Annotated in this window: 18 protein-coding genes and 1 riboswitch; of the genes, 8 read left to right on the top strand and 10 right to left on the bottom strand. The window is 26.8% G+C overall.

Annotation, left to right across the window (positions count from 1 at the left end):
- Positions 1-11 precede the first annotated feature (11 nt).
- The 5 genes from BINT_RS04205 to BINT_RS04185 all read left to right on the top strand — a co-directional run bounded on the left by BINT_RS04205 (position 12) and on the right by BINT_RS04185 (position 6,844).
- Positions 12-1,454, top strand: coding sequence for a hypothetical protein (locus BINT_RS04205; protein WP_014487314.1), 1,443 nt, complete (start codon positions 12-14; stop codon positions 1,452-1,454).
- Between the two features lie 35 nt (positions 1,455-1,489).
- Positions 1,490-2,257: a DUF4253 domain-containing protein gene (locus BINT_RS04200; RefSeq protein WP_014487313.1), complete on the top strand. Its 768-nt coding sequence runs from the start codon at positions 1,490-1,492 to the stop codon at positions 2,255-2,257.
- 94 nt (positions 2,258-2,351) lie between these two features.
- Complete coding sequence (locus tag BINT_RS04195; protein ID WP_014487312.1) at positions 2,352-3,626, top strand: hypothetical protein; 1,275 nt, start codon at positions 2,352-2,354, stop codon at positions 3,624-3,626.
- 46 nt (positions 3,627-3,672) lie between these two features.
- Positions 3,673-3,769: riboswitch (purine riboswitch) on the top strand.
- A 22-nt stretch (positions 3,770-3,791) separates the two neighbouring features.
- A complete protein-coding gene (locus tag BINT_RS04190) occupies positions 3,792-5,162 on the top strand; it encodes an 8-oxoguanine deaminase (protein WP_014487311.1) in 1,371 nt (456 codons plus the stop codon).
- A gap of 161 nt (positions 5,163-5,323) precedes the next feature.
- Positions 5,324-6,844, top strand: coding sequence for a bifunctional metallophosphatase/5'-nucleotidase (locus BINT_RS04185; protein ID WP_041177245.1), 1,521 nt, complete (start codon positions 5,324-5,326; stop codon positions 6,842-6,844).
- A gap of 89 nt (positions 6,845-6,933) precedes the next feature.
- On the opposite strand, the gene BINT_RS04180 is transcribed toward BINT_RS04185, so the two are convergent.
- The 9 genes from BINT_RS04180 to BINT_RS04140 form a co-directional block, all read right to left on the bottom strand.
- On the bottom strand, positions 6,934-8,064 hold the full coding sequence (locus BINT_RS04180) for a DUF362 domain-containing protein (RefSeq protein ID WP_014487309.1): 1,131 nt from the start codon (positions 8,062-8,064) through the stop codon (positions 6,934-6,936).
- Between the two features lie 638 nt (positions 8,065-8,702).
- Entirely contained in the window at positions 8,703-9,701 is a 999-nt protein-coding gene (locus BINT_RS04175) for a glycosyltransferase family 2 protein (RefSeq protein WP_041177244.1), read from the bottom strand.
- A 119-nt stretch (positions 9,702-9,820) separates the two neighbouring features.
- Positions 9,821-10,648 (bottom strand): thioredoxin fold domain-containing protein, encoded by an 828-nt coding sequence (locus tag BINT_RS04170; RefSeq protein WP_014487307.1) that lies wholly within the window; start codon positions 10,646-10,648, stop codon positions 9,821-9,823.
- 58 nt (positions 10,649-10,706) lie between these two features.
- Complete coding sequence (locus tag BINT_RS04165; RefSeq protein WP_014487306.1) at positions 10,707-11,519, bottom strand: thioredoxin fold domain-containing protein; 813 nt, start codon at positions 11,517-11,519, stop codon at positions 10,707-10,709.
- Between the two features lie 86 nt (positions 11,520-11,605).
- The gene (gene mnmA / locus BINT_RS04160; protein ID WP_014487305.1) at positions 11,606-12,664 is read right to left on the bottom strand and encodes a tRNA 2-thiouridine(34) synthase MnmA; all 1,059 of its coding nucleotides are present in this window, start codon (positions 12,662-12,664) and stop codon (positions 11,606-11,608) included.
- Between the two features lie 435 nt (positions 12,665-13,099).
- A complete protein-coding gene (locus tag BINT_RS04155; RefSeq protein ID WP_014487304.1) occupies positions 13,100-13,771 on the bottom strand; it encodes an SH3 domain-containing protein in 672 nt (223 codons plus the stop codon).
- 26 nt (positions 13,772-13,797) lie between these two features.
- On the bottom strand, positions 13,798-15,531 hold the full coding sequence (locus BINT_RS04150; RefSeq protein ID WP_041177243.1) for a BatD family protein: 1,734 nt from the start codon (positions 15,529-15,531) through the stop codon (positions 13,798-13,800).
- On the bottom strand, positions 15,485-16,402 hold the full coding sequence (locus tag BINT_RS04145; RefSeq protein WP_014487302.1) for a tetratricopeptide repeat protein: 918 nt from the start codon (positions 16,400-16,402) through the stop codon (positions 15,485-15,487). The genes BINT_RS04150 and BINT_RS04145 overlap by 47 nt, the downstream gene beginning before the upstream one ends.
- An 8-nt stretch (positions 16,403-16,410) precedes the next feature.
- On the bottom strand, positions 16,411-17,454 hold the full coding sequence (locus BINT_RS04140; RefSeq protein WP_014487301.1) for a vWA domain-containing protein: 1,044 nt from the start codon (positions 17,452-17,454) through the stop codon (positions 16,411-16,413).
- Between the two features lie 237 nt (positions 17,455-17,691).
- Here BINT_RS04140 and BINT_RS04135 point away from each other — a divergent pair, with 237 nt between their 5' ends.
- Complete coding sequence (locus tag BINT_RS04135) at positions 17,692-18,507, top strand: ATP-binding protein (RefSeq protein ID WP_014487300.1); 816 nt, start codon at positions 17,692-17,694, stop codon at positions 18,505-18,507.
- 505 nt (positions 18,508-19,012) lie between these two features.
- On the opposite strand, the gene BINT_RS04130 is transcribed toward BINT_RS04135, so the two are convergent.
- The gene (locus BINT_RS04130) at positions 19,013-19,489 is read right to left on the bottom strand and encodes a CAP domain-containing protein (protein WP_014487299.1); all 477 of its coding nucleotides are present in this window, start codon (positions 19,487-19,489) and stop codon (positions 19,013-19,015) included.
- Between the two features lie 257 nt (positions 19,490-19,746).
- On the opposite strand from BINT_RS04130, the gene BINT_RS04125 reads away from it, so the two are divergent.
- A complete protein-coding gene (locus tag BINT_RS04125; protein ID WP_014487298.1) occupies positions 19,747-20,514 on the top strand; it encodes a dihydroorotate dehydrogenase electron transfer subunit in 768 nt (255 codons plus the stop codon).
- A gap of 24 nt (positions 20,515-20,538) precedes the next feature.
- Complete coding sequence (locus BINT_RS04120) at positions 20,539-21,450, top strand: dihydroorotate dehydrogenase (protein ID WP_041177242.1); 912 nt, start codon at positions 20,539-20,541, stop codon at positions 21,448-21,450.
- Positions 21,451-21,467: the final 17 nt, after the last annotated feature.

Here is a 21,467-nt window from a genome sequence, read left to right as displayed (position 1 = left end):
TAAATTTAAATATGAATAAAAAATTATTAAGTGTAATTATGTTAATATCTGCTGTACTACTTAGCTCATGCAAAGCAGCAGACTCAATAAACGAATATAGAAAATTAAAAGATATAGAAACTACTGAAGATTATGGACCTTTAGGGGATTTTTTAAAAACACTGCCTAAAACAGAAGAAGAAAATGCCCAATCTCCATATAATGAACTTACAACATTTATTACAGGAAGAAATCAAATATTATCATCTAGCTATAAAGAAGGCTTTGAAACTTTAGCAAGATTTTTATTCACCTACCCTTCAAGTTATTATGAAAGTGAAGCATCATATCTTTTAGGTCAGGCATTAATATATATGGTTGAAAATGATCCTGCATATATAGAAGAATTTTATACTCAATTATTATCAGAAGGTATAGTTGAAGGCGAGGAAAATAATGATGATGCGGTTACAAATTTACAAGCTTCATTAAAAAATATATACAGTCAAATGGGCATCATAGTAAAAGACGGAAAATACTCTTTTAATGGATATGTATTTGATAGAATACTTCAAGATGAAGAAAGTGCTTTTCCATTAAAAGATTTCGCATACTATTTTAGTATAAGACATAGATTCAGCAATATACAAAATGAAAATGACAAAGCTAAATTCATTACAAATATTACTTATTTAAGAAGATTTTCAGACAGATACAGAACAAGCGTATTACAGGACAGCATATTACATAATCAATCATATTTTCCTAATAATCTTCCTTTTACTTTAACTGCTGCTGAAAATAAAAATTATAAAGATACTATGGAAACTGTACAAAAGAGAATAGATGCTATAAGTGCAGCATTTGAAGAAGAATATTATGTCATAGGAAATGGAATAATAATAAGAGATAGAATACCTGCAATTACTCCGGGTACAGAAAAACAACTTTATACATTATATAATTATGATTTTGTAACAGTACTTAATAAAACAAATGTATACAATCCTAAAGAGAGAGCAAGAGAAGATTGGGCATTAGTAAAATATGATACTTATTACGGCCCTATAGTTGGATGGAGCTATTTAAGATATATGACAAATAATATTCAGAACATGGAAGATGTATTTGAAAATTATAAAGCGGCTATGAATTCATATAAGAATTATGACTATTTAAAATCATCAGACTTCTTCTCTTATATACTTAATGATCCTCAGACAAACTATTTCACAGATAAATCAGTTTATTTTCTATGGAAAGTTAATAATAAAATAGGAGAATTAGTGAGTTCAAAAAATAATCCTTATTATAAATATGTATTAGATTATCCTAAATATTTTTATTATAATACAAATAATAATGTACTTCAAAGTTCTACTTTATTGTATAATTATTTAGTTAAAATACTTCCTACTAATCCTTATAGATTTGTTATAAGCGGAGACAGTGAAGCGGAATACAGTGTAGATTAATTTATTAAAAATATTAATTATTAAGGAGTATATATATGAATGAGAATATAAAATTTATAACAGATTTTCTAAAATGCGATTATGAAATACTTGAAGGCGGACTTGAAGATGATACTAAAATAATGGAATGCTACAAGGAACATTTAGAAAAAGGAAAAAAAGAAGGATATACCCCTTTAATAATAATACCTACAGATATACTCACTGAAGCGATTGAAATGTTTTTGGAAGACAATGATGCAGAAATTGAAGATTCAAAAAAATTAATAAATGAATATATAGAAAAATCCAAAGAAGTAGACTATAAAGATTATCTGCATCAGAATATTGAAGATATTTATGATGATAAAGAATATATTGAAGAAATAAAAAAATCATTCAATGCCCCTATAGTAGAAGGTTTTGAAGTAATTGATAGTTTTGCTTCTTATTATGATTATACTTTAGATAATCCTGTTACAGTTGATTTAATATTAGCAAAAATTCCTACTGTTAATCCTTATGAATTGGCATGCTATATTCCTATGGGCGGATTCAATGATTGTCCTAATCCTGAAACACAGGCTGCCATTTTCAAGTATTGGTATGAAAAATATAATGCCTATCCTGCTGTAGTAGGTTATGATACTTGGGAGCTTTGGGTAGAAAAACAGCCTCAAACAGAAGAAGAAGCTAGAGAACTTGCTATAGAACATTATTATTTCTGCTTTGACAGAGTTGATCAATCTGGTGAAGATTATGATCATGGTAAATTGGCTGGTACATTATTAAAGTCTGATGTTTGGTATTTCTGGTGGGATTAATCCGTTTTTCTCATTGACTTTTATATTTATTATTATATAATCTTTCTTGATTTTCACTTACTACTATAGGGTATACTAACTTGGGGGTTAAATTATGGAAGAAAACAATATTCAAAATAATATTACAAATGAAAAAACAAATGTAATAAATGATATAAACAATAAAATAGGCAAAATATTAGAAAATAATTTAATATCAAATTTAATTATTATTGCTATAGGTTTTATCGCATCATTGGCAATGACTATATATTTTTATTTAAAGATTGTAAATATTGCTAAATTAATTGATGGTATTTATTCCACTAGTAATTCTAATATTTTTTCTATAGACATATTTTATTTTTATATATTTTATTTTTTATGTTTTAGTTTAATATTTTATATAAATAAAAATTTCAATTTAAAAAATATATTGATAACATTTTTATCAGTTATTTTTATATTAATTGTAGATTTAAGTACTAGTTTTTTTATAAGAAGTGTTGCCATAGATAATAATGATTTTTTTCTACAAATCTCTATTATAAAATATATATTTTCTGTTATAATATTTTTTATAATAATAGCTTTATCCTATAATGGATTTCAAGTATTAAATTCCAAAACTATTTCAGAGTTCTTTACATTTTCTGCAGATATATCAATATTTGCAGGTTTAATAGCAGGTATAGTATCAACAGTATTTGGAATATTTGCAGCTATAGTTATATTTTTAATAAAAGATATTATCAGCAGCTTAGATGAAAAAATTATATTTAAATTAATATTATTATCAATATCATTCTTAAGTTCAATATTTCCTTTTTTGGTATATACAGTTTATAGGAAGATGAAAACTAATATTTCTATATATTTATCAAGAATATTAATGCCTTTTAGTTTATTATTTATATTTATACTTTTGATTCTTCTATTAATGCCTGATATAAGTCCTTATGATAACAGAGTAAGTTTTATACTTTATAATATTATGCTTGCTATAATTGTATTAAATATGTTCTTCATAAGAATAGATTATAAATCAAGTATATTTACTAAGGCTTTATATATTGTACTTCCTATAATAGCTATTATTTTTGATATATTAGTATTAACTTCTTCTTTGTACAGATTAATAGAATACGGTATAAGCCCAAATAAAATAACATTAATAGGTACAAATTTAATTATGCTAGGTAATTTGATTTTCATAACATTTTTTAATATAAAGTCTATACTAATAATATTCAAAAAATCTGATAATATTCCAAATATAAAAGAAATCACCATTGGAGATACTAAATCAGTATTTTATATATATATTTATGGAATATGGGCTTTTATAGCATGTTTTATAATACCTGTATTATTTTCATTTTTTCAATAAAAATGAATTATGAATTGACATAAAAATAAAATATTTTATAATGCAATTAGGCAATAACTATACAGCTTATATAAGTTCATAATATGGCTGAACGTTTCTACCAATTACCTCAATAATTGACTATAAGTTTTTGTGCCTTATTTTAATTAACGGAGGTATCAATATATGTCTAGTATATTTATCAAAAATGCTTCTTCTATAGTTACATGCGATAATAATGATACGGTTCATAGCTCCAGTAATTTATTTATAGAAAATGGAGTTATAACTTATATCGGTAAAGAAACAAAAGAAGAAAAAAATGCAGATAAAGTAATTGACGCTGAAGGCTGTTTTGTATATCCGGGACTTATAAATACTCATCATCATTTATTTCAAATATTCACTAGAAATCTTCCGCAGGTTCAGAATATGGAATTATTCGAATGGCTTACTAATCTATACGAAATATGGAAAAATCTTAATAATGATGTTGTGTATTATAGTTCTATGACAGCAATGGGCGAATTACTAAAAACAGGCTGCACAACATGTTTTGATCATCATTATTTATTTCCTAATAACAATGCAGAAGGAATATTGGATTCTCAATTTGCTGCTGCTAAAGATTTGGGAATAAGAATGTATGCTTCAAGAGGAAGTATGGATTTAAGTAAAAAAGACGGAGGACTTCCTCCTGATTCTGTGGTTCAGTCAATAGATGATATTCTAAAAGACTGTCAGAGAGTAGTTGAAAAATATCATGACAGCTCAAAATATTCTATGAACATGGTGGCATTAGCTCCTTGTGCCCCTTTCAATGTTACTGGTGAATTATTAAAGCAGTCTGCTGTTTTGGCTAGAGATTTGAAAGTAAGGCTTCACACTCATTTATGCGAAACTAAAGATGAAGAAGTTTTTGTAAGAGAAAAATTCAATATGCGTCCTTTGGAATATATGGAATCTCTTGGCTGGGTTGGTGAAGATGTATGGTATGCTCATGGAATTCATTTTAATGAAAAAGAGTTAAAATATTTGGCTGATACAAAAACAGGTGTAGCTCATTGTCCAATATCAAACATGAAATTAAGTTCCGGAGTTTGCAGAATACCTGAAATGCTTGAATTAGGAGTGCCTGTAGGTTTGGCAGTTGATGGAAGTGCAAGCAATGATGGTTCTAGTTTACTTGAAGAAATGAGAGTATGCTATTTGCTTCATAGACTCAATTCAAGCGATAAAGCTCCTAGTGCATATAATATATTAAAAATTGCAACAAATGGAGGTGCAAAAGTTTTAGGCAGAGATGATATAGGAAGTTTAGAAATAGGAAAAGCAGGAGACTTATTCATGATAGATATGAGAAAATTAGAAATGGTAGGTGCTAATTTCGATCCTAAATCTTTATTCGGCACTATAGGCTGGAAGAATACCGTTGATTATACTGTTGTTAATGGAAAAGTTGTTGTGGAAAAAGGAAAAATTATCACTATAGACGAAGAAAAAATATATAAGCTTGCAGATGACACAGAAAATAAATATCTAAGTAAAGTTAAATAATTATAAAGACACTAATTTACTCCTTGTTTAATATACAAAAATATAAGCACGGCTTTATTTATAGAGCCGTGTTTTTTTATTTTTTATAACAATGTCTTCCTTATATAATTGACAATTAATCAATATAATATAGTATTGAAACAATATGGAGAATTAATAGTATGAAAAAAATTTATTTTATTTTAATTTTTATATTAATAATAATATCGTCATGTCAAAAAAATAATATTTTACACCCTAAAAATAGCGGAAACCTTATAATAATTCATATGAATGATACTCATGGAAAAGATGAAGAAGAAAACGGTATGTATGGAGCGGCAAGAAGAGCTGCTTATATTAAACAGGTAAAAGCAACTAATAATAATGTTTTAGTTATTCATGCTGGAGATACCATTACAGGAAGCATTTATTCCACAGTTTTCAAAGGGCAAGATGAAGTTAAAATTATGAATAAACTTGGAGTAGGTGCTGCAACAGTTGGAAACCATTTTGTAGATTACGGACTTGATAATTTTAATCAAATAATAAAAAACAGAAAATTCCCTACTCTTTCAGTAAATATAAAAAACAAATCAGACAATAGCTATTATGCTGAACCTTATATGGTAACTAATATAAACGGCATAAAAATTGCAGTAATAGGTGTAACAATAAAGAATTCAGGATACAATCCTCAATATATTCAAAATTTAGTATTTGAAGATGAAATAGAATCATTAAAAAAATTTATGACAGAAATTCCTTTAAATACAACTAATGATGTTACAATACTTTTAAGCCATGCAGGATATAATGTTGATATAGAAATTGCTAATACTATGCCTAATACTTTTGATGTTATAATAGGAGGCCACACTCATACAGTGCTTCAAAATGCTGACATAGTTAATGGCACACCAATAGTACAGGCTGGATGTTATGGACAGTATTTAGGAAATATTAATTTAAATGCTAATAATGGAAATGTATCAGGATTTAATTATAAATTAGTAGCAATGGATAGCAGTATAGAACAAGATGCTGATATGCTTGCTTTAGTTAATGAAATGAAAGCTCAGGTAGAACAGGAATCTAATGTTAGAATAGGCACTTTATCTGAAGATTTAAATTATAATGTTATAGAAATCAGATCTAAATCTACACCTTTAGGAAATTTCGTATGCGACTTGATATATGATTCTAATCAGGAAGGAGATAAGGCAGATATAGTGTTTATTAATGGCGGAGGAATAAGAGCTGGATTTACTAAAGGTGATATAACATTAGCAAATACAATGACAGTTTCGCCATATGATAATGAAGTAATATTAGTTACATTAACAGGAAAAGATATACTTGATTTACTAAGAGTAGCCTGCAAAAAAAGTACAATAATTCCAGAAAATTCTGGCGGAAGTTTCCTTCAGATGTCAAAAGGAATGGAAGTTAAATATAATAATATCGGTGACTTAATATCTGCTAAATTAAATGGTATAGCTATCAATGAATCTCAATCATACAGAGTAGCTTTATCTTCATTCATATATAGCAGCAGCGATTATGTTAACATTACTCAGAAAGGAAAGAATATTAACATGACAGGTAAAGACTGCAGAGATGATATGATATCAAAAATAAAAGCTCTCGACAATATACCTTCTAGTTATATAGATAAGACAGTTAGAATTGATGTTCAATAAATAAAAAATAATATATAAATATCATACTTAATCATTTAAATTAAGTATGATATTTTTTATTTTTAAATTTTTTAATTTAATTTTTTATATTAAAATTTTCTTTTTAATACTATAGCTTTATGAGGGCATAATTCCTGACAGCAATAACAAGATATACAATTTTTATAATAATATTCAGGCGGATAATCTTTACCTTTTTTATCAAAATTAAGTGCTAATGGTGTTACAGGGCAAACCTTTACGCAAACACCGCATTTTACACATTTATTTTTTTCTATTACAGGTTTAGGTATTATAGTTGCAAAAAGTCTTTTGATTAGAGGGAATTTGCTTAACTTCATTAAACTTCTTCCTATACCTATTCCTTTATGCGGTTTTTTAAAATCTGTTACTTTTACACTTTCTATACCATCGCCAACAACTTCTATTTCCTCTTTATTTGAAAATCCATGTTTAAATCCCATTTTCAAAGTTGGTATACTATTATAATCGAATGATATTATTTTGGAAGCAACATAATCCAAAGCTACAGCATCATTAGAAACTATTAAAGCATTAACTTTTCTAGGGTTTCCGTTTCTAGGTCCGTTTCCTTCCATAGCTAGAATTCCGTCCATTATATAAAGTTTTGGACTAACTAGTTTATTCAAATCAAGAAGCATAGTAGAAAAATCTTCAAAATCTGGAAGCTTCAAGTGATATTCAGCTTTTCTAAAACCGGGTATGCATCCGAATTGATTTTTTACTGCTCCTGTCATAGTTGTAAGGGCATGTGATTTTAATTTCGGTAAACTTATTATTACATCAGCTTCCTGTATAGGCTTTGCTATAGTAAAACTTTTCTCCTGTACTCCGTCCTCATAAGTAACACCTACAGGCTCTTCAAAATCAGCGTATTTGACATTCAATTTATTAGCTATTTCATCTATACCGGACTTCAATGCTACACTGCTACCCTTACCTATTCCCGGAGAATCTCCATAAGAAATATTTTCAGTTTTTTCCTGAAGTATAGATACAACAGCCTCAAATACTACTGGATGAGTTGTTACAGATCTTTCAGCAGTTTCAGCAGCTAGAAAATTAGGCTTAAGCAATACCTTATCATTTTCTTTAACAAATAAATCTATTCCGCCAATCAAATCTATAGCTTTTTCAATAGCAGATTTAACTTCTTCTAAATCATAATTTTCACATTTTATTACAGCAACTTTACTCATAGAACTCCTATTATTACTAATAAAAATTGTTTGTAAAAATAAACTTATCAAAAGCTCACAATCTTTATAGTTTAATTTTTCGTATAAAAAATACTGTTTATATAAATTATATAAAAATTAGTGTAATTGTAAATAGATAAAATTATTAATATCATTAAATTTTTATTTAATTACTTTCTTTAACGCACGGTAAGTAAAGTTATATTCATGATTAAAATTGAAATTATTACTTAATTCACATATTAAATTTATTCAACGTGCGGTAATAAATACCATAATACTTATTTAAACTTGGGTGGGCAGCAAAAATAACAGTAAAAATTTTTTAAAGAAAAATAAAATAAAAATGACAAAAAATAATAAAAAGCCTATAGGGCGGGGAATGTAAATAAAGTTTTAAAACTTATTTTCATTCCCACCCTTTATATTTTTTTACTTAATTTTAATTTTTTATTTTTCACTTCCTTATTACTAAATTAGAACTTATAGCACCCACCCAAGTGATTTTTAAATTTAAAATCTAAATACCGCACGCATAGCGAAATTAAAATATAAGTTTATATTAATTATAATAACAATAAAAATTGAAGTTTTTATTACCGTGCGTTAAAGAAATTTTAATTATGTTTTAAATAATTTTATTTATCATTTTTATAATATTTGTATCTGTTTTCTCTATACCGTATAGATACATCTTTTCCGAATAGTGTAAATCTTATATAATTATATTTGTATTTTATTTTACTATAATACTCTTTTATTGTATTAGACTCTATAAAAATAATAAACTCTTTAGAAAAATATTTATTATAATCTTCTTTATCAATATTTTTTAAAACTTTATTTAAAGTATTTTTTATAATATCAAAAATTTTTCTCTCATCATCAGGAATAAAATTTTTTGTTCTAAATGCAAGAAAAGCCTCGCCTTCAATATATTTAGCAAATGATAAAGACTTACGATCCCAAAAATTATATTTAGTATAAAAATCATCTAATAACTCAAACCATTTTGGTATAGCTTCTAATAATATCTTAGGTTCTTTAACAGCTCTTTGCGAATCCTGTCCAGGCCTTTTCACATAATGATAATTTACACTGTATTCAAAACTAACATTATTAGTATACATTAAAAGTTCATGCGAAAATATACCGTCTTCTCCAGGCTGAACATTCAAAGGATATCTCAAATATTTATAATTATCCAATATAGAGTTTTTGATAAACATTGAACAAGTTGGAAGTGCTGAATGATAATCTTTATTTACTCTTTTATCTAACTTCCAAAAACTGCTTAATACCACTAAATCGCTATTATTTTTTTTAGCATTATTATAAAAAACTTCAATAAAATTATTATCTATATAATCATCACTATCAATACAAAATAAATATTCACCTTTAGCTTTATCTATTCCATCATTTCTTGCCGCAGATACTCCAGCATTTTTTTTATCTATTATAACTATTCTATTATCTTTATTTGCATACTCTCTCAATATATCAAGAGAATCATCAGTAGATCCGTCATTAATACATATTATTTCTAAATCTTTATATGTCTGATTAATTACACTATCTAAACAAGCTCTTAAATATTTTGAAACGTTATAAACAGGTATTATTATACTAATCATATTTTCTATATCCATATAAACTAATTTATTATATTATAACAAATTATTTTTTTAAGTACATCATATAAAAAAGAGAGGCTAATAAATGCCCCTCTATAAAAAATTTACTTAACAGTAAATTAATTATTTTCATTTATATATGATAATAGATTTTCGTACTGCACTTTCATATTCTCAGGAACTTTAGGATCATCAAGAAGTTTCTCTAAATATTTCTTAGGTTCATCTTTTTCACCAGCTAAAGCCATCATAACAGCTTTATAATAATGTGCTATATAAACCTCTTCAGAATTAGGATAATTTTTTATTATATCATCAAAATATTTATTAGCATTATCATAATCTCTTTTCTGTGCTTTTATCAAACCAAAACCAAGTAAATATTTAGGCATTTTTTCTTTAGATATAGCTTTTTTCTGAATTAAAGCATCATATATCTTTTGAGATTCTACTTCATTGCCTGATTCTAAATACAAATCTAATTTTTCCAAAGTAGGCTCTTTATTTGCTAATACCGAATTTACTTTATCCAATTTTTCTATGGCATTTTTCATATAAGGAACAAATTTTTCACCTTCAACATATCCGCCTACATTTTCCAATATAAAACCGTCAGCACTTATAAAAAGTATTGTAGGAAATCCTTGAACGCCATATCTCTGTGCTATCTCTGCACCTTCTTCTGAAGTTTCAGGATTTAATTTAATAGAAACCATTTTTTTAGCAACATCTATAACATCTTTATGTGAATAAGTATTTTTGTCTAATTCTTTACACCAAGTACACCAATCAGTATAAACATCTATCATTATAGGAACATTTTTCTCTTTAGCTTTCTTCTTGGCTGTAGCTAAATCTTTTTCCCATTTTATTTCAGCACTCGCATTGTTGCATGAAATAATAGATGCAAATATTATGACAAGAACCATTAATATATTTTTATTCATAGTTTTCTCCTTTTTTAATTATACTATTATAACGTATTTTAATAATAAAACAATATATTTAATTAGAACTAAAATAATCTATAAAGTCTAAATACTCATTTTTTATTCCATCTGGAACTTGATTTGTGAGATTCTCTATATATTTTATACCCTCATTTGTCTGAGCATTATTAACTATCATATCTAAAGCTTTATAATAATGAGCTATATAAACTTCATTATAATTACTATATTTACTTATTATTTCATCAAAATATTTCATTCCTTCTTCCTGCTTATTATTATCTAAAAGCAAGAGAGCAATGCTTGACATATATCTAGGCATTTTATCTTCAGGTATTTTATTTTCTTTTGCTAGTTTATTATACATATCTAAAGCCTCATTGTCATAACCTGACTCAAGATATATATCTAACTTATCCAATGAAATATTATCATCTTTAAAAATATCTTTTACTTTATCATTTCTTTTATTCATGCCATTCATTTCATTTATTAATTCATCGCTTTCAATATAGCCTACTATTCTTTTTAAAATAAATCCGTCACTATTTATAAAAAGCATAGTAGGAAAACCTAATATATTATATTTTTTTAGTATATCTTCACCATTAGGCATTTTTTCAGGATTGAATTTTAATGCTATAAAATTTGTGCTGCTATCAATTACACTTTTATTTTTAAAAGTAGTTTTATCCATTTCTTTGCATGCACCGCACCAATCCGTATATATATCCATCATTATTATTTTATTTTCAGATTTTGATTTTTCAACTGATACATCAAAATCATTTTCCCAATTTATTTTACCAGCATTAGAACATGATACTAGCAATACAAAGCTAAAAATAATTATATATAATTTATTCATATGATATTTTCCTTAATTATTTTTACTATTTATAAATTATAAAAAATCTTATATATTAAAAAACAATCAAATTATATAAATGTAAATCAATAAACAATGCCTCCGCATAAAGTTATATCATTATCATAGCATACACATGATTGTCCTTTAGCTATAATTCCTGTAGGTTCATGAAATTTTATATTAATAGTATTTTCATCTATTGGAATGACAGTAGCCATAGTACCTTTATGGGCACTTCTAGTTTTAACTAATGCTTCAAATTCTTTTTGCATTGGTTCAGCTATCCAATTAACATCATATATTTTTACTTCATTAACAAATGTATGATTTTTATTTCCAACATAAACAGTATTTGTTTCGCTGTCTAATGATACTATAAATAAAGGATCTTTATAGGCTATACCCAAACCTTTTCTCTGACCTACTGTATAATGCCATATTCCTTTATGATGTCCCAATATTTCATTAGTATCTATATTTATTATGTTACCTTCTTTATCTTCGTCAAATAATCTATGATACTCGCCTGCAAAAAAATCTTGACTCTCACTCTTTTCTGCAACATCTAAATTATATTCTCTTGCGATGTTTCTTGTATCTTCTTTTGTATTTTCATGCATTGGAAACATTATTTTAGATAATTGATCTTGAGTGAGTCTGTACAAAAAATATGACTGATCTTTTATTAAATTTTTTCCTCTTAAAAGAAGATATCTTTTAGTTTTTTCATCGTATTTTACACCAGCATAATGTCCTGTAGCAAATTTATCAAATTCTAAACCTTGTTTCTCTATAGCCTCAAATAAAGCCATAAATTTAATCTGACTATTACACATTATACAAGGGTTTGGAGTAAATCCTTTTTTATAAGATTCAGTAACATAATCTATAACTTTTTTCTTAAACATCTCGCTTACATCGAATGCATAATAATCTATACCTATTGCCTTTGCATATTTTTCGCATTCCCCTACAATATTTTTCTGATAAGGGCTATAACAAGAACCACTTAAAGGTGCTCTTTCATCTCCATTCCATAAAAGCATAGTAACACCGAATACATCATTACCTTGCTCTTTTAAAAGTTTTGCTGTAGTAGTAGAATCAACTCCTGCACTCATTCCAACCGCTATTTTTTGCATACTACTCTCCTTTTATTCTTTATATAATATAACTATATCATATTGAATTTAATAAAAATTACAAATAAGAAAACATTTTAAATTTTATTATATATACTGAAAATTTTTAAGCTCGTCAATTTTTTGTTGTTCTTTTTCCCGCCGCACGCCACAGGCGGGCTTCGCCAAGAACCATACGAAGTACGCCTCGCGAAGCGTGCCTTTGGCAGGCGAAAGTGCAAGTATAAAATTAATACTAAAATAGTTTTACCTGTAAAATAAATTACCAAATTTAAGTCAAAATGTAGCCTTTCGCCCCTGCGGCAATACCACAGGAACTTTCTTCGGTCGCAAAAGAAGTGGTGTGTGGCATGTATGTGTGCTTCGCAGCAAAGCCCCAAATATCAAAACAAAAATATAAATTTATTTTTGACAAAGTATATTTGTTTAGGTATATTATATTTTTTCAGCAGAACTTTTACTTATCCAGCCTTTGAAATTACCTTTAACATAATACCAATTAGTATATTCTTCAAGTACTTTCAATTTCTCGCCTTCAGATATTTGTGAAACTATAGATGACTTTGTACTGCTTCCGCTGTATAGATTGGCATTATCTATTGTTATTACATAATCAGAATTTATATTATTATTTAATATTGCAGTAGGTATTAAAAGAACTATTGAAAGCATTAATAAAAATTTATTTATTTTTTTACTCTTTATAAACATCATTATCATTAAAGTAAAAAATACCAAAAACAGCATTAAAAATCCATACATTATAATTATAAGTTGTGAATCATAATCATTATTGCCTGTTAATGAATTTATCATCACTTTTGTTTCCTTATCAAAAGGAGATATATTCAAAGCCTTTTCATAATAAAGAACTGCATATCCATTGCTTCCTATAGCTGCATAAGATGAAGCTAAATTATAATACAAATCTTTTGAAACAAAATTAGATGCCGCAATATCTTTATACAAATAATTAGCCTCTAAATATTTGCCGTCATTATAAAGTTTATTAGCAGATTCAAATAAATTATTTAATTTATCCAAATCAGCTGCACTGCATAAATAATATGATTGAAACAAAAGTAATACTATAATTAATTTTTTCATATCAATATATAACCTATCATATAAAATTACTTTTTAATTTTTAATTCTTTTATATATTTTACTAATTCTATAGATTTTGTATGATAATCTTCATTTGCTGATGATTTTCCTGAATACAATTCAAAATTACATTTATCAATTATATTTTTTATTTCATTAGCTTTTTCATAATCAATATAATCTTTTAATTTATCATACAAAACATTATCATCTTGTATATTAAATTTATTTTTTATAGCAGTAAGTAAAAGATTTTCTACAGATTTACAGTACTCTTTTCTATTATTAGAATTATAATAATTTAAAATATCATCTATACTATTGTCTTTATTATTTTTTTTAGCAAATGAAAATTTTATATTACTAAATCTTTTAGCATTATAAATAATCAAAGAAGCAATTATCAATATTAATATGTAAATATAAATTATATTAATGCTTAATACTTTGAAATTCTTATCTTCTCTAAGATTAGTATTTCTTATAGATATAGTATTTATTTCTTCACCGTCATTATTAATAAATGAATTATTATTAATTTTATTTCCTGATATTGTTAAGCTTATAGGATTAGAATGTATATTAGTATAAGCTTTATCATTAGGAGAGAAATAACAGAAATCAATACTATCAATAGAAGAAGCTCCCTCATTTTTAGCTACTAAAATATATTCTTTAACCTTTCTTCCAAGCATTTTATTATCATCAAACCAATTAGTTTCATATATTTTAGGCTGATAAACAGAGAAATAGTTTGTAATATTGTCATTAATATTGGGCATTGTTATTATAGAAGTATTACCCTCTCCGGCAACTTCCATTGTAATTAAAAGCTCCTCTCCCACAGCAACATTAGTTTTATTTACTTTTGTAGTAAAAATAAAATTACCAACTGCACCTGAAAAATTTTCAAAACCTTTTCTGTCAGGAAGCGGAAGCACTTTTATAGAAAAAGTTTCCTCTCCGTATTGTACTCTGTCATAAAACATTCCGTCCTTTTCAAATACAAAAGGAGTAGTTAATATATTCTTAGTACCTGTTTTTACCGGATAAAGAACTTCTCTTTTTAATGGTATGCTGTTTACTCTTTTTCCGTCTATTATTTCAGTAAAAGTATTATATTTTGAAGAATCCGAATATGAAATAAAATCTGTTCTGTCTGGTATCTTAGAAAACCCAAGTACTGTAACAGGAATATGAGTATAAGCCTTTTGTGTTATATATATAGGCTCATACATATATACTTCTTTTTTATTAATGCTATTATCCACATATATATCATCAGCATAATTCATAAAGTCATTGAATCTGTTTCCGCTTGGGGTATAAGAATCATCATTTCTAGTAGGAGCACTTACAACTTCTATCTCTACAGGATTGGATATATATGTTCTATTATTAACTTTAACAGTTATATGATCGAATTTATATTTACCTTCGCTATTTGCAACATAAGTAAAATTATATGTTTTTATAGATTTGAAAGTTCCTGAAGAATACATCATATTAATAGACTGAGATGTGCCTCTTAATGTAAGCCCCGGAATATCATCTATTAAAACCCTTCCTGAACTATTATCTATAGTTACGGAAACAGTAAACACCTCTCCAACACCAACTTTAGTATCTGATATTTTAGCATTGATGCTGGTTTGAGAAAATAAAGATGAACAAGCAATAAAAAACACTGCCAATATATATTTTAAAGCTGCATTACCAATCCTTATCAATTCTGCCTCCGCCGTAATATTGATCTCCATTATCTTTATCTTTTCTATACTGTCTTAAAGATTCTAATAATCTGTCTATATCTGATTTACTGTCTTGATTATCATTTTGATTGTTATTTCCGCCATTATTGTTTTGATTATCCTGATTATTATCTCCGCCATTGTTATTCTGATTATCATTATTTCCATCATTATTTCCATCATTATTTTGATTATCTTGATTATTATTATTCTGATCGTTTTGATTGTTCTGGTTATTTTGATTATCTTGATTTTGATCGTTCTGATTATTTTGATTATCCTGATTATCATTATTCTGATTATCTTGATTATTTTGATCATTATTTCCAGAACCACTATTATTATTGTCGCTTTGTCCTTGCTGATTCTGATCTTGATTCTGCTGCATACTAGGACCTGCATTGTTATTCTGTTTTTGTTCTTCTAATTTTTTCTGTGCATACTCTAATGCCATTTTTGAATTGCTGTCATCTGGAGTATTAACAAGAGATTCAACTAATTCATTTATAGCACCCTGATAATCCTTCATTTCAATTCTAGTTAGTCCAGCATTATAATGTACTGAACTTTTCATTTCTTTACTTGTATTATCTGTAAAGCTTTTTTTAGCCATGTCAAATAATTGAAGAGCACTGTTCATATCGCCTATAGATGACATAGTAGTACCCATATTATAAAATATTTCAGGTGAATTAGGTACTTTACTTAAAGCTTTTTCATATAAAGTTACAGCTCCGTCATAATCGCCTTTCTTCATAAGTCTATTTGCTCTGTCAACATCAAGTTTTGCTGTAAACTCATTAAATGAAAAAGCATATATATTTGTAATAAAGCTGAATAAAAATATTATAATCAATAAACTGATTTTTTTCATTTTCATAATACCTCTTAATAATTCCTCACTTCAGATTTTCTATTCATTATTTTTTCTTTTATTATCTTCTCTTTAATAGTCTCTCTCACCTTTATTTGAGTCAATATATTAAATATGCTTGCTAAAAATATCAAACCAGCAGAAATGGCCAAAAATATTTGAAATCTTTCTTTATAGCTTCTATTATTTCTCACAGCTGAAACACTATCCATACTCTGCTTCATATCATCAAATATGCTTTCAAGAGAAACATTTTCTGCAATATAACTTTTTCCATGAGTAGAATCTGCTATTAGCTTTAATGTACCGTCATCTCTTTTTGAAATAACAGATTTTTCTCTCACTCCTAAATCGGTGCTTATGCTAGCCCCAACTTCAGTTCCAACACCTACAGTATATACACTGATATTCATTTCATTTAATTGCTTTAATATATCATCAAAATAACCGCCATGATCTTCACCGTCAGTTATTAATATAATAGATTTTTTACTAACAGCATCAACGTTAAAAGTATTCTTAGCTGTAACTAAAGCATCAGCTATTCTAGTACCTTGTAAAGTAACAGATTTAGTTGTTAAATTATCAAGTATATAAGTAAATGTTTCCATATCCTGAGTAAAAGGAGAAGCTATAAAACTAGTTCCTGCAAAACCCACTAATGCCACAGATAAATTATCGGTTTTTTTTACAAATTTTTCTATTTCCAATTTAGCTCTTTCAAGTCTTGAAGGCCATACATCATCGGCATCCATTGACCTTGATAAATCTAATGCTATAGTTACCATATAATTATCTGTTTTTATTTTCTGCTCTATTATTCCCCATTTAGGCTGCATCAAAGCAAATATCAAGCATGCAGCTGCAAGTATCATAAATATAATAGAGAATATTCTTAAATTTGATATTCTTTTATAATTTTTATCATTTTGAAAATTCAAGTTTTTAGTAAATATTGATAAAACTTTATGTACTTTTCTCCTTGACATAATAAATAAAATTATAAGTACAGGAATAAATACATACAAAACTATAAATTTAAAATCTCCAAAAAACATATCATTTCCATTAAAAATAAAATATTATTAATATTATACCTATATTTGGTATAATATCAATACGCTAATCTTTCATAATAATAACCATTATATTTAAAATATATTAAAAAGTATATTATCATTTTAATTAATATGTTGCTTTAGCAATAGAATTTTATATATAAATATTCTATTATTATTTTCATAAGATGCTAGAAAATAACAAAAGATAATAAAATATAATAAAGGATATTATAAATGAAAAGAAGAATAATAAAAATTGATGAAGATAAATGCACAGGCTGCGGAATATGCATACCTGATTGTCCGGAAGGAGCTTTACAGGTAATAGACGGAAAGGCAAGACTTATAAGCGATTTATTTTGTGATGGGCTTGGTGCTTGTATAAAGGCTTGTCCTGAAAATGCTATGGAGATAGAAGAGAGAGAAGCTGAAGAATATAATGAAAGCAAAGTAATGGAAAATATTGTAAAAGGCGGAATTAATGTTATAAAGGCTCATCTTGAACATTTAAGAGATCATGGAGAAGATAAGCTGTTTAATGAAGCTGTAAAATATTTAAAAGATCATAATATGGAGGTTCCAAACATGGAAGAAAATAAACATTGCGGCTGTCCGGGAAGCATGCAGAAAGATATGAGAAATCAACTCAGAGGTGAAAATAATAATAACAATGTACAAATGACTTCAGAATTGAGAAATTGGCCTATACAATTAAAATTAATGAATCCTAATGCTAATTATTTAGATAATGCAGATTTACTTATAGCTGCTGACTGCGTGCCTTTTTCTTATCCGAATTTTCATTCAAGATTTTTAAAAAATAAAACTCTTTTGATGTTCTGTCCAAAATTAGATACTGATATAGACAGCTACATAGAAAAACTAGTTAACATATTTACAAATAAAAATATTAAGTCTATATCTATAGTAAGAATGGAAGTTCCTTGTTGCGGAGGAGTTGAGATGATAGTGCAGAAGGCTCTTGAAATTGCTAAGAAAAATATAATAATTAAAGAGTATATAATTTCAATAGACGGCAATATAATTTAATAATATATTTTTAATTAAATAATAAAAAAACACAAAAATACTATTTTCTAACTTTACTAGAAAATAGTATTTTTTGTATATACTTAAAATTTTTAAGTTTGTCAACCGATGCATTTTATATAGATATTATCTACTTTTTTGCCGCACAAAAAAGTAGCTGCCACAGGCACGCTTCGCGAAAACGCAATTACTAGAACTTTATATTAAATATATACTTATTAAATATAGGATATAACCTAAATTGAGACCACACCAAAGGTGGACTTCGTCAAATGCAGGCTTTTTGGTTCTTTGTGCCAACAAAAGAACTGGGGGTGTGGGGGCTAGTCCCCACAAATAATAAAATAATTTTTGACAAAATATAATTGTTTATGTATATACTAAAAATTTTTAAGTTTGTCAATTTTAAATAAGCATTAGTATTCAATCATACTAAAATTGTATTACAGTAAATTTAAACTAAAAAATTGTTATAGTTTTAATATCAAATTATTTTTTATTTTACTTAAATAAAAGAATCACTCAAAAAAATCTGAACCCAATATTTACTTCCATTATATTCATACACTCCAACACCAATAGTAGTATAATAATCAGCTAAAATATTATCTTTATGTCCCTGAGAGTTCATCCAAGCATTCATAGCCGAAGAAGCACTTTCCCTCATAGCAACTATATTCTCACCTCTAATATAAGCCCCTGAATTAAATCCGTATTCATCAAGCACAGTATCCCATTCCCTTCCGTCAGGTCTTATATGATCATATTTTTCTACTATTTCTTTGGCTCTTTGGTTTGCAGCTTCACATAATTTTGCATCTAATTTGTATTCTGTAAGTCCTGCTTTTAATCTTTCTTGATTAACTAAATTAAATACTTCCTTAGCATCTGTACTTATTGATATGTTATTGCTGGGATTAGTAGCATTATTATTACAAGATATTATAACTAGCAATAAAAAAATTAAAATATAGTTTTTCATTCTACACCTTTGTTTTACTTGTTTGGTTTTTAATATAACAATTTTATATATAATGTGTAATACTAAAACAAAATTATTTAAATGCCATACTTGAATTTTTATAGATATATGATATATTCAGTTTTCATGAAACATATTATTTATTTTTTGCATCATAATATTTAAAAAAGAAATTTTCAAAGAATACAATCTTCTATAAAAGGAAGAGGTATTCTTTTTTTATATAAAATATATTTATAAAAATAAAGGTTCATAAAATGTTTTTAGAAGACGGTATTATAATAAATAATATACAAATATCAAATGATAAGTATCTGCTTAGAATAAAATCAAAAGAAAGCTATAAACATTCAAAAGCAGGACAATTTTTCATGCTTAAAAGCAATACTTTTTTAAGACGCCCTATAAGCCTGCATTATATTGATAATGATATACTTGAATTTTATTATCAGGTAAAAGGAGAAGGTACAAAGTATTTATCAAAATTAAAAGAAAATGACAATATTAGTATTCAAGGGCCATTAGGCAATGGATTTGATACAAATATCAATAATAAAAAAATATTAATAGTAGCAGGCGGAATGGGAATAGCCCCTATTAAACTTTTAATAGAAAAATTAAACAATTCCAACAACTCTATAACATTGATAATGGGCGGTGCTGATTCAAGTGCAATAAAAATAATGGATAGATTCAATACCAATAATATTGATTTACACATTACAACTGATGACGGTTCTGTAGGAGATAAATGCAATACAGTTGATAAAACTAAAGAATTATTAAAAGAAAAAACTTTTGATATTATATACACTTGCGGTCCTACAGTTATGATGAAAGCTTTAATAAAAGTTGCTAAAGAAAATAATATACTTTGCTATGCTTCACTCGAAGAGAGAATGGCTTGCGGAGTTAATGCATGCTTAGGATGCAATATAGAAATAAAAGATGAAAAGTCTGGATATACACTTAAAAAAGTTTGTCATGACGGCCCTGTATTCAATGCTGAATTATTAAACTTTTAAATTATAAAATATATGGATAAATTTATGAGCAGATTAAATATAAATTTTTTAGGAAAAGAATTAAAAAATAATGTTATAACATCTTCAGGCTGTTTCGGATTTGGTGAAGAATACAGCAATTACTTTGATGTTAATGAACTTGGAGCAGTTAACCTAAAAGGGATAACATTAAATAAAAAAGACGGCAATAAAGGTACTCGTATAGCAGAAACTCCTTCAGGTATGATAAACTGCATAGGACTTGAAAATCCGGGAATAGAATATTTCAAAGATAATATAATAAAAAATATAAAATATTCTACACCTATAATATTAAATATAAATGGTGCCACTATAGATGAATATGTAAAAGTAGCTGAAATAGCAAATGAAATAGAAAGAGTTGATTTCATAGAGCTTAATATATCATGTCCTAATGTAAAAAATGGAGGAATGGCATTTGGAGCAAGCTGTGAAAGTGCTGAATCTACTACAAAGGCTGTAAAAAAAGTTCTTAGCAAAAAGCATTTAATAGTGAAATTATCTCCGAATGTTACTGATATAGCAAGCATAGCAAAAGCAGTTGAAAATGCCGGTGCCGATAGCGTATCACTTGTAAATACATTCTTATCTATGAAAATAGATACTAAAACTAGAAAACCACTACTTGGAAATGTATTCGGCGGATTATCAGGTGCATGCATACGCCCTATAGCTGTAAGAATGGTTTATCAAGTATATAAAGCTGTAAAAGTGCCTATTGTTGGTATGGGCGGTATCACTAATTATAATGATGCTTTAGAGTTTATACTTGCCGGAGCTTCTTTAGTTTCTATAGGAGCTGGAATATTCTCAAACCCTGTACTTCCTATAGAGGTTATTAATGGAATAGATAATTATCTTAAAGAAAATAAAATAAACAATATAAAAGATATAATAGGTGCAGCACATTTATAACTTTATCAAAATATTTA

This window comes from Brachyspira intermedia PWS/A (assembly GCF_000223215.1).
Lineage (GTDB): Bacteria > Spirochaetota > Brachyspiria > Brachyspirales > Brachyspiraceae > Brachyspira > Brachyspira intermedia.
Note: the sequence above shows the minus strand (reverse complement) of the source record. Positions and strands in the feature narration are given on the sequence as shown.

Excerpts from the sequence above, each read along its gene's own strand:
- BINT_RS04150 (WP_041177243.1), bottom strand. The coding sequence starts at position 15,531 with ATGGAGATCAATATTACGGCGGAGGCAGAATTGATAAGGATTGGTAAT.
- BINT_RS04125 (WP_014487298.1), top strand. The coding sequence starts at position 19,747 with ATGTTTTTAGAAGACGGTATTATAATAAATAATATACAAATATCAAAT.
- BINT_RS04145 (WP_014487302.1), bottom strand. The coding sequence starts at position 16,402 with ATGAAAATGAAAAAAATCAGTTTATTGATTATAATATTTTTATTCAGC.
- BINT_RS04135 (WP_014487300.1), top strand. The coding sequence starts at position 17,692 with ATGAAAAGAAGAATAATAAAAATTGATGAAGATAAATGCACAGGCTGC.
- BINT_RS04170 (WP_014487307.1), bottom strand. The coding sequence starts at position 10,648 with ATGAATAAAAATATATTAATGGTTCTTGTCATAATATTTGCATCTATT.
- mnmA (WP_014487305.1), bottom strand. The coding sequence starts at position 12,664 with ATGCAAAAAATAGCGGTTGGAATGAGTGCAGGAGTTGATTCTACTACT.
- BINT_RS04185 (WP_041177245.1), top strand. The coding sequence starts at position 5,324 with ATGAAAAAAATTTATTTTATTTTAATTTTTATATTAATAATAATATCG.
- BINT_RS04165 (WP_014487306.1), bottom strand. The coding sequence starts at position 11,519 with ATGAATAAATTATATATAATTATTTTTAGCTTTGTATTGCTAGTATCA.
- BINT_RS04190 (WP_014487311.1), top strand. The coding sequence starts at position 3,792 with ATGTCTAGTATATTTATCAAAAATGCTTCTTCTATAGTTACATGCGAT.
- BINT_RS04200 (WP_014487313.1), top strand. The coding sequence starts at position 1,490 with ATGAATGAGAATATAAAATTTATAACAGATTTTCTAAAATGCGATTAT.
- BINT_RS04205 (WP_014487314.1), top strand. The coding sequence starts at position 12 with ATGAATAAAAAATTATTAAGTGTAATTATGTTAATATCTGCTGTACTA.
- BINT_RS04130 (WP_014487299.1), bottom strand. The coding sequence starts at position 19,489 with ATGAAAAACTATATTTTAATTTTTTTATTGCTAGTTATAATATCTTGT.
- BINT_RS04195 (WP_014487312.1), top strand. The coding sequence starts at position 2,352 with ATGGAAGAAAACAATATTCAAAATAATATTACAAATGAAAAAACAAAT.
- BINT_RS04155 (WP_014487304.1), bottom strand. The coding sequence starts at position 13,771 with ATGAAAAAATTAATTATAGTATTACTTTTGTTTCAATCATATTATTTA.
- BINT_RS04180 (WP_014487309.1), bottom strand. The coding sequence starts at position 8,064 with ATGAGTAAAGTTGCTGTAATAAAATGTGAAAATTATGATTTAGAAGAA.
- BINT_RS04175 (WP_041177244.1), bottom strand. The coding sequence starts at position 9,701 with ATGATTAGTATAATAATACCTGTTTATAACGTTTCAAAATATTTAAGA.
- BINT_RS04140 (WP_014487301.1), bottom strand. The coding sequence starts at position 17,454 with ATGTTTTTTGGAGATTTTAAATTTATAGTTTTGTATGTATTTATTCCT.
- BINT_RS04120 (WP_041177242.1), top strand. The coding sequence starts at position 20,539 with ATGAGCAGATTAAATATAAATTTTTTAGGAAAAGAATTAAAAAATAAT.